The sequence below is a fragment of the Mycolicibacter acidiphilus genome, from assembly GCF_018455725.1.
GTDB lineage: Bacteria > Actinomycetota > Actinomycetes > Mycobacteriales > Mycobacteriaceae > Mycobacterium > Mycobacterium acidiphilum.
Window position 1 is genome coordinate 63,318 of sequence record NZ_JAHCLR010000020.1, and the last position, 14,424, is coordinate 77,741.

General features: G+C 69.4%; 16 protein-coding genes. 5 read left to right on the forward strand and 11 right to left on the reverse strand.

From position 1 onward, the window contains the following. Position 1: 1 nt before the first annotated feature. A complete protein-coding gene (gene ffh, locus KIH27_RS11515) occupies positions 2–1,567 on the reverse strand; it encodes a signal recognition particle protein (protein ID WP_214093085.1) in 1,566 nt (521 codons plus the stop codon). Between the two features lie 38 nt (positions 1,568–1,605). Next, entirely contained in the window at positions 1,606–2,415 is an 810-nt protein-coding gene (locus KIH27_RS11520; RefSeq protein ID WP_250149979.1) for a metal-dependent hydrolase, read from the reverse strand. A gap of 148 nt (positions 2,416–2,563) precedes the next feature. Between KIH27_RS11520 and KIH27_RS11525 the strand changes: the two genes are divergently transcribed. After that, positions 2,564–3,226, forward strand: coding sequence for a TetR/AcrR family transcriptional regulator (locus KIH27_RS11525; protein WP_307856849.1), 663 nt, complete (start codon positions 2,564–2,566; stop codon positions 3,224–3,226). Positions 3,227–3,257: 31 nt separating this feature from the next. Next, positions 3,258–3,587, forward strand: coding sequence for a DUF732 domain-containing protein (locus tag KIH27_RS11530; protein WP_214093087.1), 330 nt, complete (start codon positions 3,258–3,260; stop codon positions 3,585–3,587). A gap of 9 nt (positions 3,588–3,596) precedes the next feature. On the opposite strand, the gene ftsY is transcribed toward KIH27_RS11530, so the two are convergent. Continuing rightward, positions 3,597–4,844 carry a signal recognition particle-docking protein FtsY gene (gene ftsY, locus KIH27_RS11535; protein ID WP_214093120.1) on the reverse strand — a complete coding sequence of 416 codons (1,248 nt, stop codon included), beginning with the start codon at positions 4,842–4,844 and terminating at the stop codon, positions 3,597–3,599. A gap of 134 nt (positions 4,845–4,978) precedes the next feature. On the opposite strand from ftsY, the gene KIH27_RS11540 reads away from it, so the two are divergent. Further along, positions 4,979–5,548, forward strand: a complete 570-nt coding sequence (locus KIH27_RS11540; RefSeq protein ID WP_214093088.1) for a Uma2 family endonuclease — start codon at positions 4,979–4,981, stop codon at positions 5,546–5,548. Here KIH27_RS11540 and smc read toward each other — a convergent pair. Genes smc through KIH27_RS11555 form a run of 3 tightly spaced genes read right to left on the reverse strand, consistent with a single transcriptional unit; the run spans position 5,545 to position 9,844 of the window. Continuing rightward, positions 5,545–9,138, reverse strand: a complete 3,594-nt coding sequence (smc, locus tag KIH27_RS11545) for a chromosome segregation protein SMC (RefSeq protein ID WP_214093089.1) — start codon at positions 9,136–9,138, stop codon at positions 5,545–5,547. The genes KIH27_RS11540 and smc overlap by 4 nt on opposite strands. Positions 9,139–9,159: 21 nt before the next feature. Continuing rightward, positions 9,160–9,441 (reverse strand): acylphosphatase, encoded by a 282-nt coding sequence (locus tag KIH27_RS11550; protein ID WP_214093090.1) that lies wholly within the window; start codon positions 9,439–9,441, stop codon positions 9,160–9,162. Further along, on the reverse strand, positions 9,428–9,844 hold the full coding sequence (locus KIH27_RS11555) for an OsmC family protein (protein ID WP_214093091.1): 417 nt from the start codon (positions 9,842–9,844) through the stop codon (positions 9,428–9,430). Before KIH27_RS11555 ends, KIH27_RS11550 begins: the two co-directional genes overlap by 14 nt. A gap of 123 nt (positions 9,845–9,967) precedes the next feature. Here KIH27_RS11555 and KIH27_RS11560 point away from each other — a divergent pair, with 123 nt between their 5' ends. After that, positions 9,968–10,735 carry a PIG-L deacetylase family protein gene (locus tag KIH27_RS11560; protein WP_214093092.1) on the forward strand — a complete coding sequence of 256 codons (768 nt, stop codon included), beginning with the start codon at positions 9,968–9,970 and terminating at the stop codon, positions 10,733–10,735. A 12-nt stretch (positions 10,736–10,747) separates the two neighbouring features. On the opposite strand, the gene KIH27_RS11565 is transcribed toward KIH27_RS11560, so the two are convergent. Then, the gene (locus KIH27_RS11565) at positions 10,748–11,191 is read right to left on the reverse strand and encodes a type II toxin-antitoxin system VapC family toxin (protein WP_214093093.1); all 444 of its coding nucleotides are present in this window, start codon (positions 11,189–11,191) and stop codon (positions 10,748–10,750) included. Then, entirely contained in the window at positions 11,178–11,459 is a 282-nt protein-coding gene (locus KIH27_RS11570; protein WP_214093094.1) for an antitoxin, read from the reverse strand. Before KIH27_RS11570 ends, KIH27_RS11565 begins: the two co-directional genes overlap by 14 nt. 51 nt (positions 11,460–11,510) lie before the next feature. Here KIH27_RS11570 and KIH27_RS11575 point away from each other — a divergent pair, with 51 nt between their 5' ends. Next, positions 11,511–12,149, forward strand: coding sequence for a DJ-1/PfpI family protein (locus tag KIH27_RS11575; protein WP_214093095.1), 639 nt, complete (start codon positions 11,511–11,513; stop codon positions 12,147–12,149). Between the two features lie 85 nt (positions 12,150–12,234). Here the strand turns inward: KIH27_RS11575 and mutM are convergent, their stop codons facing one another. The 3 genes from mutM to KIH27_RS11590 are packed head-to-tail and all read right to left on the reverse strand — an operon-like array spanning position 12,235 to position 14,387. Then, positions 12,235–13,071, reverse strand: a complete 837-nt coding sequence (gene mutM / locus KIH27_RS11580) for a bifunctional DNA-formamidopyrimidine glycosylase/DNA-(apurinic or apyrimidinic site) lyase (protein WP_214093096.1) — start codon at positions 13,069–13,071, stop codon at positions 12,235–12,237. A gap of 6 nt (positions 13,072–13,077) precedes the next feature. Further along, complete coding sequence (rnc, locus tag KIH27_RS11585; protein ID WP_214093097.1) at positions 13,078–13,797, reverse strand: ribonuclease III; 720 nt, start codon at positions 13,795–13,797, stop codon at positions 13,078–13,080. Beyond that, positions 13,794–14,387 carry a YceD family protein gene (locus KIH27_RS11590; protein WP_214093098.1) on the reverse strand — a complete coding sequence of 198 codons (594 nt, stop codon included), beginning with the start codon at positions 14,385–14,387 and terminating at the stop codon, positions 13,794–13,796. The genes rnc and KIH27_RS11590 overlap by 4 nt, the downstream gene beginning before the upstream one ends. Positions 14,388–14,424 lie beyond the last annotated feature (37 nt).

Genomic DNA, 14,424 nt, shown 5'->3' on the forward strand with positions numbered 1-14,424 from the left:
GTTATTTCTTCCCAGGGAAGTTCAGCTTGGACAGGTCGAAGTCGGCCAGCCCCGGCGGCAGTTCGTTGAGCCCCTCCGGCATCTGCGACAGGTCGGGGAAGCCGGCGGGCATACCCGGCATCCCACCGAACGGGTTGCGCACCTTCGGCGGGGTCGGGCCACGTTTCTTGCCGCCCTTCTTGCCCTTGGCTTTGGCGGCCTTGCGGGTGGCGCTCTTGCGGCCCAGCCCGGGCAGGCCCATGCCGCCCATCATCGACGACATCATCTTGCGGGCCTCAAAGAACCGGTCCACCAACTGGTTCACCTCGGACACCTCAACCCCGGAACCGTTGGCGATCCGCAGCCGCCGGGAGGCGTTGATGATCTTCGGGTCGGCCCGTTCGCCCGGGGTCATGCCGCGGATGATCGCCTGCAGCCGGTCCAGGTGGGAGTCGTCGACAGCGGCCAGCGCGTCCTTCATCTGACCCGCGCCGGGCAGCATGCCCAACAGGTTGCCGATCGGCCCCATCTTGCGGATCATCAGCATCTGCTCGAGGAAGTCCTCGAGGGTGAGCTCCCCGGTGCCGATCTTCATCGCGGTGGCCTCGGCCTGCTGCGCGTCGAAGACCTGCTCGGCCTGCTCAATCAGGCTCAGCACGTCACCCATGCCCAGGATGCGGCTGGCCATCCGGTCCGGGTGGAAGACGTCGAAGTCCTCCAGTTTCTCACCGGTGGACGCGAAAAGGATTGGCGCGCCGGTGACTTCACGCACCGACAGGGCGGCGCCACCGCGGGCGTCACCGTCCAGCTTGGTCAGCACGACACCGGTGAAACCGACACCCTCGCGGAAGGCGTCGGCGGTGGTGACGGCGTCCTGACCGATCATCGCGTCGAGGACGAACAGCACCTCGTCGGGGTTGACCGCGGCGCGGATCGCCGCGGCCTGCGCCATCATCTCCTCGTCGATGCCGAGCCGGCCGGCGGTGTCGACGACGACGACGTCGTGGTGCTTGGCCTTCGCCTCGGCCAGGCCGGCCGCGGCCACCGCCACCGGGTCACCGACGCCGGCGCCGAGTTCGTCACCGGCCGCCGACGTGCCCGGGTGCGGGGCGAACACCGCCACGCCAGCCCGCTCGCCGACCACCTGCAGCTGGTTGACCGCACCGGGCCGCTGCAGGTCGCAGGCCACCAGCAGCGGGGTGTGGCCCTGCCCGCGCAGCCAGACGGCGAGCTTGCCGGCCAGCGTGGTCTTACCAGCACCCTGCAGACCGGCGAGCATGATGACCGTCGGCGGGGTCTTGGCGAACGCCAGCTGGCGGGTCTGCCCGCCGAGGATGCCGATGAGCTCCTCGTTGACGATCTTGACGACCTGCTGTGCCGGGTTCAGCGCGCCGGAGACCTCGGCGCCTTTCGCCCGCTCCTTGATCCGGCCGATGAAGTCGCGCACCACCGGCAGTGACACGTCGGCTTCCAGCAGCGCCAGCCGGATCTCCCGGGCGGTGGCGTCGATGTCGGCGTCGGTGAGCCGGCCCTTGCTGCGCAGGCCCGAAAGAGCGGAGGTCAACCGGTCGGAGAGCGATTCAAACACGCCGTCAGCCTAGTGGTTGGCCGATCCGCTCGCGGCGCTCACCCGTTGGCGTACATGTGGTTGCCGCCGGCGTCGGTGAGTTCGGCGGCCCAGTGCTCCAGCGTCGCCGAGCTGTCCCACTCGTCGGGGTGGAAGCCCCGGTGGTTGTAGGACAGGTAGCGCCGGATCGCATCCCGGCTGAACAGCGGGGATTTGCGGAACTGGTTGAGGCTCTTGAGCAGGCGCACCGGGTTGTAGGTGGCACGATCGCCGGCCAGCGACATCGCGGTGAGCACGATCATCTCCAGGGCGAAGATCGTGGTGGCGATCCGCATGGCGCGCACGCGCGATTTCTCGGTCCCGTGCACGGCTTCGTACACGTCGAACGCGACCGCCTTGTGTTCGGCCTCCTCGAACGCGTGCCACAGCAGGATCTCGCGCACGTCGGAGCCGTCGAGCAGTTTCAGCCAGTCCGGACTGTTGAGCAGGATCTCGGCGAAGGTGGCGGTGTAGTGCTCCAGGGCCGCCGTTCCGGCCAGCCGCATCTCGGTGGAGAAGATGCGGTCCACCTTGCCGAGCAGCCAGGTCACGTGGCGGTCGATGCGCGCGGTGGGGTACCCCATCGCCTGCAGTCGCTCATTGAGCATCCGGTGCTGCGTTTTGTGGGTGGATTCCTGCCCGATGAAGCCCTTGATGGCCTCCTGCAGTTTCGGGTCGGTGATCTGGTCCCGGTAATTGCGCACCGAGCGGATGAAGAAGTCCTCCCCCTCCGGGAACACCGAGGAGAGCACCGCAGTGAAGTGGCTCATGACCAGGTCGTCGTCGACGAAATGCTGGCGTTTGGTCCCGGACGGGAAGGTGAATTTCATCCGCCGCGCCCGCAGCGTGATGTTCTGGTCGGTTCGCTTCGCCGGTGTGCCGGTCATCTGAACTCTCCTCCTCGAATGCGTGGTTCTCGGACGAACGCAATAATCTGACTTTACCAATAGTCAGATGATTGATGCCAGACTGAATTTCGTGACGACAACCCGGGTGTACGGCGGTCTGACCGGCCAGGAGCGCGATGCGCTCCGCCGGACCCGACTGCTCGACACGGCCATCGAGATCCTGGGCACCCGGGGCGCGGCCGAGACGACCGTGACCGCGGTGTGTGCCGAGTCCGGCGTCACCTCCCGGTACTTCTACCAGCACTTCTCCGACCGCAGCGCCCTGCTGCGGGCGGTCGCCGAACGGCTCAACACCACCCTGCAGGCCACCATCGTCGCTGCGATTCCAGAGGCGAGTTCGACGCCGGAAACCCTGACCCCGGCGCCGTTGCGCGCCCTGGTGCAGATGATCGACGACGACGCCCGCCTCGGCCGGATCCTGTTCGTCGAGTCCGGCACCGACCCCGTGCTGCGTCAGTTGCGCAACGAGGTGATGGCGAGCTTCGCGGACCTCGTCGTAACCCAGGCTCGTCTGCACCTGGACATCTCCGACGACGCCGCCGACCTGACCCGTCTGTCGGCGGTGATGGGCGTCGGCGGGCTGTTCGAAGTGTTCCACCGCTGGATCGACGGGGAGTTGCCCTACACCGCCGACCAGTTCGCCGAACACTGCGCCGGACTGCTCGGCAGCCTGGCCGGTTACGTGCTGTTCCACGACGTCGTCCACCGCGGCGACGGGGCGGACGCCGGGTAGGACCGACCGCGGTCGGAGAAGGGACGGACCGATGCGCACAGGCCAACGCCGGGCAGTCGGATCGGCGGCTGTTCTGGGAGCACTCACCGTCGCGGCCGGCCTGCTGTCGGGACCCGCCGCGGCCGGCCCGGCCGGCCCCTACGTCGACAAGTACGGTCGGGAGATCTGCGACGCGATGAACCGCAATCCCAGCCACGACGAGGTGCTCACGTCGATCGCCGCGGTGCGCGACTACGCCGCGCTGTCCACCGAGGACGCCCAGATCGTGGTGGTGGACTCGATATCGCGGATCTGCCCGCAGTACCGCGACCTCATCGAACCGCCCGGTTCGGGCCTGCCGCCGCCGCAGCCCTGGGGGTAGCGCCCCCGCTCAGCCGAGCAGCGCGTCGACGAACGCGGCCGGCTCGAACGGCGCGAGGTCGTCGGGCCCCTCCCCGAGGCCGACGAGTTTGACCGGCACCCCCAGTTCCTGCTGGACCCGGAACACGATGCCGCCCTTGGCGGTTCCGTCGAGTTTGGTCAGCACCACCCCGGTGATGTCGACGACGTCGGCGAACACCTTGGCCTGCGCCAGGCCGTTCTGCCCGATGGTGGCGTCGAGCACCAGCAGCACCTCGTCGACGGCTGCCCGGCGTTCCACCACCCGCTTGACCTTGCCGAGTTCGTCCATCAGCCCGGTCTTGGTGTGCAGTCGCCCGGCGGTGTCGACGACGACGACATCCGATCCGGTCTTGATGCCCTCGTCGACCGCGTCGAACGCGACCGAGGCCGGGTCGGCGCCCTCGGCGCCGCGGACCACGTCGGCGCCGACCCGCGACCCCCACAGCTGCAGCTGGTCGGCCGCGGCGGCCCGGAAGGTGTCCGCGGCGCCCAGCACCACCCGTCGGCCGTCGGCCACCAGCACCCGCGCCAGTTTGCCCACGGTGGTGGTCTTGCCGGTGCCGTTGACCCCGACGACCAGCAGCACCGACGGGTGATCGTCGTGCGGCAGCGCCTTCACCGAGCGGTCCATGCCCGGGTGCAGTTCGTTGATCAGCACGTCGCGCAGCACCGCGCGGGCGTCGTCCTCGGTGTGCACGGTCTCGCTGGCCAGCCGGCTGCGCAACGCGGTGACGACGGCCTCGGTCACCACCGGGCCCAGGTCGGCGACGAGCAGGGTGTCCTCCACGTCCTGCCAGGAGTCCTCATCGAGGTCGCCGCCGCCGAGCATGCCGAGCATGCTGCGGCCTAGGGCGTTCTGGGATTTGGCCAGCCGGCCCCGCAGTCGCTCCAGCCGCCCTTCGGTGGGTGCGATCTCCTCGACCGCCGGGGCGGCTTCGACGACCGGGGCGGTCTCCGGTTCGGCGGGCACAACCGTCTCGGGTTCGGGCAGCGCGACGTTCTCGATCGGCCGCTTCAGCGAATCCCGCGGGACGGTGGCGTCGTCGCCGACCGTCGGCACGCCGGGTTCTGCGCGGCTGAACGTAATGCCCGACGACGCCGTGTAGCCGCCGGAGCGGTCCAGAGATTCCTGCTCGGGCGCGGTGAGCCGGATCCGCCGCCGCCGGTACCGGACCAGGCCGAATACCAGCGCAGAGATGACGACCGCTAACGCAATGACCGCAACGGCGATCCACATCTGCTCAGACGACACCCGGCCATTGTTTCAGGAGCTCGGTGGGCACGGGTTGTCGGTGGGGCTCGGCAGACTGCGACCAAGACGTCTTCGGGCGTAACCTGCAACTACTTGAACTGCCATCGGGAGGAGGTGCAATGTCCGAACTGGCAGACCTGCCGCCCGGCTCGATCGGACTAGAGCAGTGGGATGCACTTGAGGTCGCACACACCCGCCGGTGGGAGCTCAGTGAGGGGAACCTCGTCATGTCACCGCGCCCGCAGGCACCGCACCAGCGCATTTCCAAGCGTGTTGTCCAGCTCCTCGATGCGAACCTGGTCGACGGACTGGAGGTGCTTCCCGAAATGGAAGTCACGACAAGCGCGTCATTCCCGCCGAGTGTGCGGCACCCCGACATCGTGGTGGCTTCCAGTCGGGCCTTCGACCACGCTTCCAGCCGGGTTCCCGCCGCCGACGTCGTGCTTGTCGTCGAGATCGTGTCGCCGGGATCGCGCGGAACCGATCACGTCATGAAGCTGTACGAATACGCCAAGGCAGGTATCGAGCACTACTGGATCGTCGACGCCGAGGCGCCCACGGGCGAGTGGTTCCTGGCCTACCGCCTCGACGGCGACGTGTACCGGTCGGTCGCGGTGCTCGACGGAGATTGTGCTGAGGTCCACCAGCCGGTCCAGATGCGGTTCCGCCTCGACGAACTGACCCGCTAGCCCGAAGCAGTCGCCAGGTTCTCACCGCGGATGCGCTGCGAGATCACCGCGGTGATGCCGTCGCCCTGCATGCTCACCCCGTAGAGCGCGTCGGCGACCTCCATCGTCGGCTTCTGGTGGGTGATGACGATCAGCTGCGATTTGGCGCGCAGCATCTCGAAGAGCGCCAGCAGTCGCCGCAGGTTGGTGTCGTCGAGCGCGGCCTCCACCTCGTCCATGATGTAGAACGGCGACGGGCGGGCCCGGAAGATCGCGACCAGCATGGCGATCGCGGTGAGCGACTTCTCGCCGCCGGACAGCAGCGACAGCCTCTTGACCTTCTTGCCGGGCGGGCGGGCCTCCACCTCCACTCCGGTGGTCAGCATGTCGTTGGGGTCGGTCAGCAGCAACCGGCCCTCCCCGCCCGGGAACAGCGTCGCGAACACCTCGACGAACTCACGCTCCACATCGGCGTAAGCCTCGGTGAACACCTGCAGGATGCGGGCATCGACGTCGGAGACCACGTCGAGTAGATCCTTGCGGGCGGCCTTGACGTCTTCGAGTTGGGTGGACAGGAAGTTGTAGCGCTCCTCCAGCGCCGCGAACTCCTCCAACGCCAGCGGGTTCACCCGACCGAGTTCGACCAACTCCCGCTCGGCGCGCTTGGCCCGGCGCTCCTGGGTGGCGCGGTCGAACGGCATCGGGGCCGGGGCCATCACCAGCTCGCCGCGGTCGCGGGCCTGCTCGTATTCGGCGATCTCCAGTTCGGTCGGCGGCAGCGCCACGTCGGGGCCGTATTCGGCGATCAGGTCGGCCGGCGCCATCCCGAACTGTTCGAGCACCTGCGCTTCGAGCTGCTCGATACGCAACTGCGCCTGCGCTTTGGCCACCTCGTCGCGGTGCAGCGACTCGGTGAGCGCGGTGATGCGGGTGCTCATCGAGTTCACCTCGTCGCGCACGGCCGACAGCGCCGCCGCCCGCTGTTGACGCTCACCGGCCAGCCCATCGCGGATCCGTGACGCCGCGGCGACCACCAGTGCCAGCCGTTCGGCGAGCAGCCGCCCCGCATCGGCAACGGCGGCCGCGGTGGTGGCGGCCTGCTGGCGGGCGGCGCGGGCCTGCGCGGCGCGCACCCGCGCATCTCGTTCGGCGGCGGCCTGTCGGCGCAGCGAATCCGCCCGGCCGCGAACGGCGCTCGCGCGTTCCTCGGCGGTGCGCACCGCCAGGCGGGCCTCCACCTCGATGCCGCGGGCGGCCTCGGCGGCGGCGGTGATCTGAGCGCGGTCCACCGGCTGAACCTCGTCGGCCGGCTCGCTCTGCTCGGCGCCCGCCAGCCGCGCCTCCAGGTCGCCGAGTTCGGTGACGGTCTGGGTGCGGCCGGCTTCCAGCTCCTCGCGCTGCCGCAGCTGACGCTGCCACTCGGCCTCAGCGGAGCGGGCGTCCTGGCCGAGCCGGCCCAGCTGCTCGTAGGTCGCGGCGATCGCCGCATCGGATTCGTTGAGCGCGGCCAGAGCCTGCTCGGCGGCATCGTGGCGGGCGGTCTGCTCGGCCAGCGCGCCGGAGAGCGCCGCACCGAGCTGGCCGACCCGCTCGTCGGCGTCGGTCAGTTCGGCGTGCGCCTTGTCGATCGCACCGTTGATCTCCAGGGTGGATGGCTTGCGGTCGGAGCCCCCGCTCACCCATCCGGCGCCTACCAGGTCCCCGTCAACGGTGACCGCGCGCATACCGGGGCGGTCGGCCACCAGACTCAGCGCCGCAGCCAGGTCGACGACCACCGCCACATCCGAGAGCATCGCGGTCATCGCACCGCGCAGCCGGTCGGGCACGTCGACCAGATCCAGCGCCCAGTCCGCCCCGGTCGGCAGTGGGGCGGTGTGGTTCCGGTCAACCGCTTCCGGCCAGTCCCCCAGCACGATCGCGACCCGGCCGCCGTCGGCGTCCTTCAGCGCGGTCAGCGCCAAGCGCGCCGCACCGGAGTCTGTCGCCGTCAGCGCGTCCGCGGCCGAGCCGAGCACCGCCGCCAGTGCCGCCTCGTAGCCGGAGCGCACCTTGACCAGTTCTGCGATCGAGCCGAAAAGTGCTGCGTCAGCGTGGTTCTCCGCCAGCCACGCGGCACCGTCCTTGCGCTCCAGGCTCATCGACAGCGCCTCGATTCGGGCCCGCAGCGACGCCACCTGGCGTTCGGCGGCGCGTTCGGCATCGCGCAGTTCCGCGACCCGCTCATCGGCGACCCGCAGCGTCGCCACGGTGCGCTCATGGTGTTCGTCGAGGCCCAGTTCGCCCTGGTCGAGTTCGGCCACCCGGCTCTGCACGGTCTCGAACTCCGCCTGCGCCGCCTGGGTGCGGGCCGCGGCCTCCTCGATGCGCTCCGAGAGCTGCGCGACGCTGCCGTCGATGGACTCGACTCGGGCGCGCATGGTCTCCACCTGACCGGTCAGCCGCGCCAAGCCCTCGCGACGGTCGGCTTCAGCGCGCACCGCCGCCAGGTGCGCCTTCTCGGCCTCGGCGGCGCGATGCTCCCGGTCGGCCAGTTCAGCGCGGGCGCCTTCCAGCCGGGCTCGGGCGGTGTCCAGTTCGGCGAGCAGTTGCTGCTCGGCGGCGGCGACCTGTTCGGCTTCGGCGTCCAGGGCGTCCGGGTCGACGCCGCTGGCCGTGATCGGCTCCTCATCCAGCAGTTGGGCGCGTTCGCTGGCGACCCGCACCGTCGCATTGACCCGCTCGGCCAGCGCGGAGAGCTTGAACCAGGTCTGCTGGGCGGCCTCGGCCCGCTGGGTCAGGGCGGCGACCGCAGACTCGTGGGCGGTGAGTTCGTCGGCGGCGATCGTCAGGCGCTCGGTGATCTGGTCGTGTTCGCGGCGCAGCACCGCCTCGGCGTCGGTCGTGCCGGTGAACTCGGCCTGCCGGTTGACCAGGTCGTCGGCGGTGATCCGCAGCCGGGCGTCGCGCAGATCGGCCTGAATGGTGGCGGCGCGACGTGCCACCTCCGCCTGCCGGCCGAGCGGTTTGAGCTGACGGCGCAGTTCGGTGGTGAGGTCGGTGAGCCGCGCCAGGTTGGCTGCCATCGCGTCCAGCTTGCGGACGGCTTTTTCCTTGCGTTTGCGGTGCTTGAGGACGCCCGCGGCCTCTTCGATGAAGGCGCGACGGTCCTCGGGGCGGGACTCGAGGATCTGCGACAGCCGGCCCTGGCCGACGATGACGTGCATCTCCCGGCCGATGCCGGAGTCGCTCAGCAACTCCTGGACGTCCATCAGCCGACAGCTGGAGCCGTTGATCTCGTATTCGCTGCCGCCGTCGCGGAACATCCGGCGGGTGATCGCCACCTCGGCGTATTCGATCGGCAGCGCGTGGTCGGAGTTGTCGATGGTGACGGTGACCTCGGCGCGGCCCAGCGGCGCCCGCGAGGACGTACCGGCGAAGATGACGTCCTCCATCTTCCCGCCGCGCAGGGTCTTGGCGCTGTGCTCCCCCATCACCCAGGCCAGGGCGTCGACCACGTTGGATTTGCCGGAGCCGTTGGGTCCGACCACGGCGGTGATGCCCGGTTCGAAACGCAGAGTCGTCGGCGCGGCGAAGGATTTGAAGCCCTTCAACGTCAGACTCTTGAGGTGCACGAGGTCAGAGACTACCGGGGGTCAACGTTCGCTGAAGCCGCTGATCGGTTCTCGTGTCTGCGACCAGTCGGCAACGACGGTGTCCACCCGCCCGGGGGTGGTGTCGCCCTGCAGCAGGTCGAGGAGTCGCTGGCAGTCGTCCCGCGGTCCCTGCGCGACGACCTGCACCCGGCCGTCCGGCCGGTTCGCCGCGTAACCGGTCAGCCCCAGTTCCAGGGCGCGTGAGCGCGTCCACCAGCGGAAGCCGACGCCCTGAACCCGGCCGTGCACCCAGGCGGTGAGCCGGGCGTCAGGCTCGCTCATGTCCGGCCACCTCGAAACGCACCTCGGTGCCGGACTTCAATGTGCGGCCCACCGTGCACACCTGGTCGATGGCCCGGCTCACCACGGTGAGCAGGCGCTGCGCCTCGGCCTCGGTGAGACTCGACAGGTCCAGTTCGAGCGTCTCCTCCAGCAGCGGGTAGCGCTCCTGCTCCCGGTCGGCGGGGCCCGACACGTGGATGGTGGCCGGGTAGTCGTCCCCGAGCCGGCGGGCCAACGGGGCGTCGCTGGACATCCCGCTGCACGCGGCCAGGGCGATCTTCAGCAGTTCACCGGGGGTGAACACGCCGTCGACGTCCTCGCTGCCGACCAGGACCTGCGCGCCGCGTGAGCTGTGTCCGGTGTAACGGCGGACCCCGGTGCGTTCGACCCACAGTTTCGTCATGCTGATATTTCTACCCTGAACAGACCCTGCGCCGAGATCGACGGTGCCGTGCCAAACCTCGAGTGGCCCCCGCGCTACCGCGGATCTCGACGCAACGATGAGACCGGGGAATACTGCAGTTCCATGGCCACCGTCGTCGCATTCCACGCCCACCCCGACGACGAGGTGGTGCTCACCGGCGGGACGCTGGCCCGGCTGGTGACTCAGGGCCACCGGGTCGTCGTGGTGGTGGCGACCGATGGCCGGGTGCACGACGACGACCCGTACCGCCTGGATGAACTACGTTCGAGCACAGCGATTCTCGGCGCGCATCGGGTCGAGTGCCTGGGCTACGCCGACAGTGGTTTCGGCCCGGAGTTCTACCCCGACCCGCCCGGGCGGGTCCGGTTCGGCCGCGCCGACGTCGAGGAGGCGGCGGAACGACTCGCCGCGATCCTCCGCGATGAGGAAGCGGATCTGCTGCTCTCCTACCAGGCCAACGGCGGCTACTTCCACCGCGATCACGTGCAGGTGCATCACGTAGGCAAGCGCGCGGCGGAACTCGCGGCGACACCTCGGGTTCTGGAGGTGACCATGCCCCGCGAAACGCTGTGCCGCATGACTGATTTCGCTCGGCTGCTGCGACTGCCGCCGCCGTATCCGCCGGAGATCGTCCGCGCCGCCTACGCTCCCCGCGCGACGATCACCCACCGGATCGATGTGTTCGACTATGCCCGTCAGAAACGGGATGCCCTCGCCGCGCACCGCTCGCAGATCAACGGAGCCACAGCGCGACTGTTCGCAGTGGTGCAGCACCTGCCTCCGCAGGTGTTCGGGACGATGTTCAGCCGGGAATGGTTCGTCGATCCGACAGCGCCACAGGGGATCCTGCGCCGGGAGATTTTCGACTGACCGGACGGCGATCTACCCGGCAGTGAGCAACCGCAGGTTCAGCCCCTGGTACTGAGCGAAATCGGAATCAGTGGTGACGAACTCGAAACCGCCGGTGAGTGCGAACGCGGCGAGATAGGCGTCCATCCAGACTTTCGGCGCGGCCGACTGCCGGACTGCGAAGGCCTGCCACTGCGATTCCAGCCCGTCGGGTTCGCAGTCCGTCATCGCAATCCGGTCATCACCGCGGAGGGAGGCGTATGCGGCCCACGCTTCAGCGTTGGTCAGCGGTGGAATTCCATACGCCCCTAGCACCCTTCGATTGGTCAGCAACCGCAGCAACGACTGCTGGGTCGCCCGGCAGAAATGGATGACGCCGGGTTCGTCGACCGTGTCAAGCCATGCGCGTGCGATCCCGTGATGGACGTGACCGGACAGCGCCAGCGCCAACCAGACATTGGTGTCACACAGCAGCATCGCCGGACCTGCCCGACCAATCCGCCTCCTCGCCGAGCAGAACGGCGGCGACGCGGTCCGGTGTCATGTCCGACCCGAACGCGGTATCGCACTGCACGAGTGGGAGTCGCACCCGACGCGGGGCCGCGGCCGTCGCGGCGCTCTCCGGCTGTGACAGCGCACGGCGCAGCAGTTCGGTCACGACGTCCTTGATCTTGCGGTCCTGCTGCGCCGCCCGGACCTTGATGGCACGCATCAGGTCGTCGGGGAGTTCCAGCGTCGTCTTCATGCAAGCCAGTTCACTGGCTTCCTGGTTTTATGGGCGCGTACGGTCTGCGTCATGCACGTCGTGATCCCACTGTTTCCGCGCTACACCGCACTGGATGCGGTCGGGCCGTATGAGGTGCTGCAGCGGATCCCGGACATCGACGTCACGTTCGTCGGCCACCGGCGCGGCGAGGTGCGCAGCGACAACGCGATGCTCGGGATGGTCTGCGACGCCGCCTTCGCCGAACTGCCCCGGCCCGACGTCGTCGTCTTCCCCGGCGGGCACGGCACCCGGGCACTGCTTGAAGACGACGAGGTCCTCGACTGGGTGCGAAACGCCCACGCCCACACCGCATTCACCACATCGGTGTGCACCGGCGCGCTGGTGCTGGCCGCCGCGGGATTGCTGGACGGGCTGACGGCGGCCACGCACTGGCGCGCCGCCGATCTGCTGAACTCGCTGGGTGCCCGCTACACACCGGACCGGGTGGTCGAGCATCTGCCGCAGCGGATCATCACCGCGGCCGGAGTGTCCAGCGGGATCGACATGGCGCTGCGCCTGGTCGAACTGCTGGTGGACGCCGACGCCGCCCGCGCCGCCCAGTTGATGATCGAATACGACCCGCAGCCGCCGTTCGACAGCGGATCACCGGCCAAGGCCGACGCGGCCACCAAAGCCCGCGCCCTGGAGTACTTCGGCCGGCGCCACTGACCCCTCCGGTGAGCGTGCAGGGTTGACCGCCAAAACCCCAGGTGGGGCCGGAGAGTTATGCACGGTCACGGGAAGAAGTGCGGGGTCAGAGCTGGCACTTCGGGCAGTAGAACGACGAGCGGTTCATGAACTTCGCCCGCCGGATCAGGGTTCCGCAGCGCCGGCACGGCTGGTCTTCGCGACCGTAGGCGTCCAGCGACCGGCTGAAGTACCCGGACTCACCGTTGACGTTGACGTAGAGCGCGTCGAACGAGGTGCCACCGACCGACAGCGCGCCGGTCATCACCTCGGCGGCCGCCGCCAGCAGCGCGCGCAGCTTCGGCCGGCTCAGCGACGACGCGATCCGGGTGCCACGAATCCCGGCCCGCCACAGCGCTTCGTCGGCGTAGATGTTGCCGATCCCGGACACCACGGTCTGATCCAGCAGTTGACGTTTGATCTCGGAATCCTTGCGCCGCAACACATTCACCACCGCCTCGGCGTCGAACCCCGGATCCAGCGGGTCGCGGGCCAGGTGCGCCACCGGCTCCGGCACCACGCTGCCGTCCACCGTCACCAGGTCGGTGAGCTGCCATCCGCCGAACGTACGCTGGTCGACGAAGCTGACCGTGGTGTCGTCGTCGAGCAGCATCGCGATCCGCAGATGGTTGGGGTTGGGCGCCGGACCGATCAGCATCTGCCCGCTCATCCCGAGATGCACCACCAGCGCCTCGCCGGTGCTCAGCAGCAGCCAGAGGTACTTGCCGCGCCGGTCGGTGCCGGTGATCCGCGCCCCCAGCAGCCGGCCGGTCAGATCAGCCGCGCCGGCCTCGTGCCGGCGTACCGCCCGGGGGTGGTGCACCCGCACCGCGGTGATGGTCCGGCCCACCACATGGGCGTCCAGGCCGCGACGCACCACCTCGACTTCGGGAAGTTCGGGCATGCGAGCTCACCCGCGCGGGGTGTCGCCCTGCGGGTCGAGCGCCGTCAGTGCCTTCCATGCGGCGGCCGCCGCCTTCTGTTCGGCCTCTTTCTTGGTTCGGCCGACACCGGAGCCGTATTCGACGTCGGATACGACGACGGCGGCGGTGAATTCCCGGTCGTGGTCGGGGCCGGTGGAACTGACCCGGTACGCCGGAACCCCGATGCCCCGGTCGGCGGTGAGCTCCTGCAGGCTGGTCTTCCAGTCCAGGCCGGCGCCCAGGGTGGCCACGGTGTCGAGCAGCGGGCCGAACAGCCGCAGGATCACCTCGCGTGCGGCGTCGATGCCGTGCTGCAGGTACACCGCGCCCAGCAGTGACTCCATCCCGTCGGCCAGGATGCTGGACTTGTCGGCGCCGCCGCTGTTGCTTTCACCGCGGCCCAGCAGCAGATGCGCACCGAGTCCGTCGTCGGTGAGCCCGCGCGCCACGTCGGCCAGTGCCTGGGTGTTGACGACGCTGGAGCGCAGCTTGGCCAGGTCGCCCTCGGGCCGGTCCGGGTGCCGGTGGAACAGTTCGTCGGTGATGGTCAGCCCCAACACCGCGTCCCCGAGGAATTCCAGTCGTTCGTTGGTGGGCAGGCCGCCGTGTTCGTAGGCGTAGCTGCGGTGGGTGACGGCCAGGGTGAGCAACTCCTCGGGCAGATCCACCCCGAGCGCGTCGAGTACGGGTTGTCGTGGCCGACTCACCGGTCACCGTCGTCGGCTGCCTGCGGACCGGCCATCCCGACCAGCTTGGCCCAGCGCGGGTCGATCTTGTCGTGGTGATGATCGGGTTCGGCGTCGGCGAGCGCGATCCCGCAGTCCGGGCAGAGTCCGGGGCAGTCCGGTCGGCACAGCGGCACCAGTGGCAGGGTCAGTCCGACGGCGTCGACGATCGCCTGCTCCAGGTCGACCGCGTCGTCACTGACCCGGCCCATCTCGTCGTCGGTGGTGGCGTCGGTGGTGCTGTCCGGGTAGGCGAACAGCTCGGTGAGGTCGACGTCGATCTCACCGGTCAGCGGGTTCAGGCACCGCGAGCACTCACCGACGGTCGGCGCCGCCACCGTCCCGGTGACCAGCACGCCCTCGGAGACCGACTCCACCCGCAGATCCAGGTCCACTGCGGCCCCCGGCGGGATCGCGACCAGATCCAGCCCGATGCCCGTCGGGCTCGTGCGCTGCTCATGGACCGAGATCATCGCGCCGGGACGCCGCCCCAGCCTGGACACGTCGATGACGAACGGCGAACGCGGATGTCGCGGGGACGCCTTGGGTGCGGTGTCCGGGTGCCTCGCCATGCCAGGCAGTCTACGGTGCGGGTGGCCCGGCGGGCCC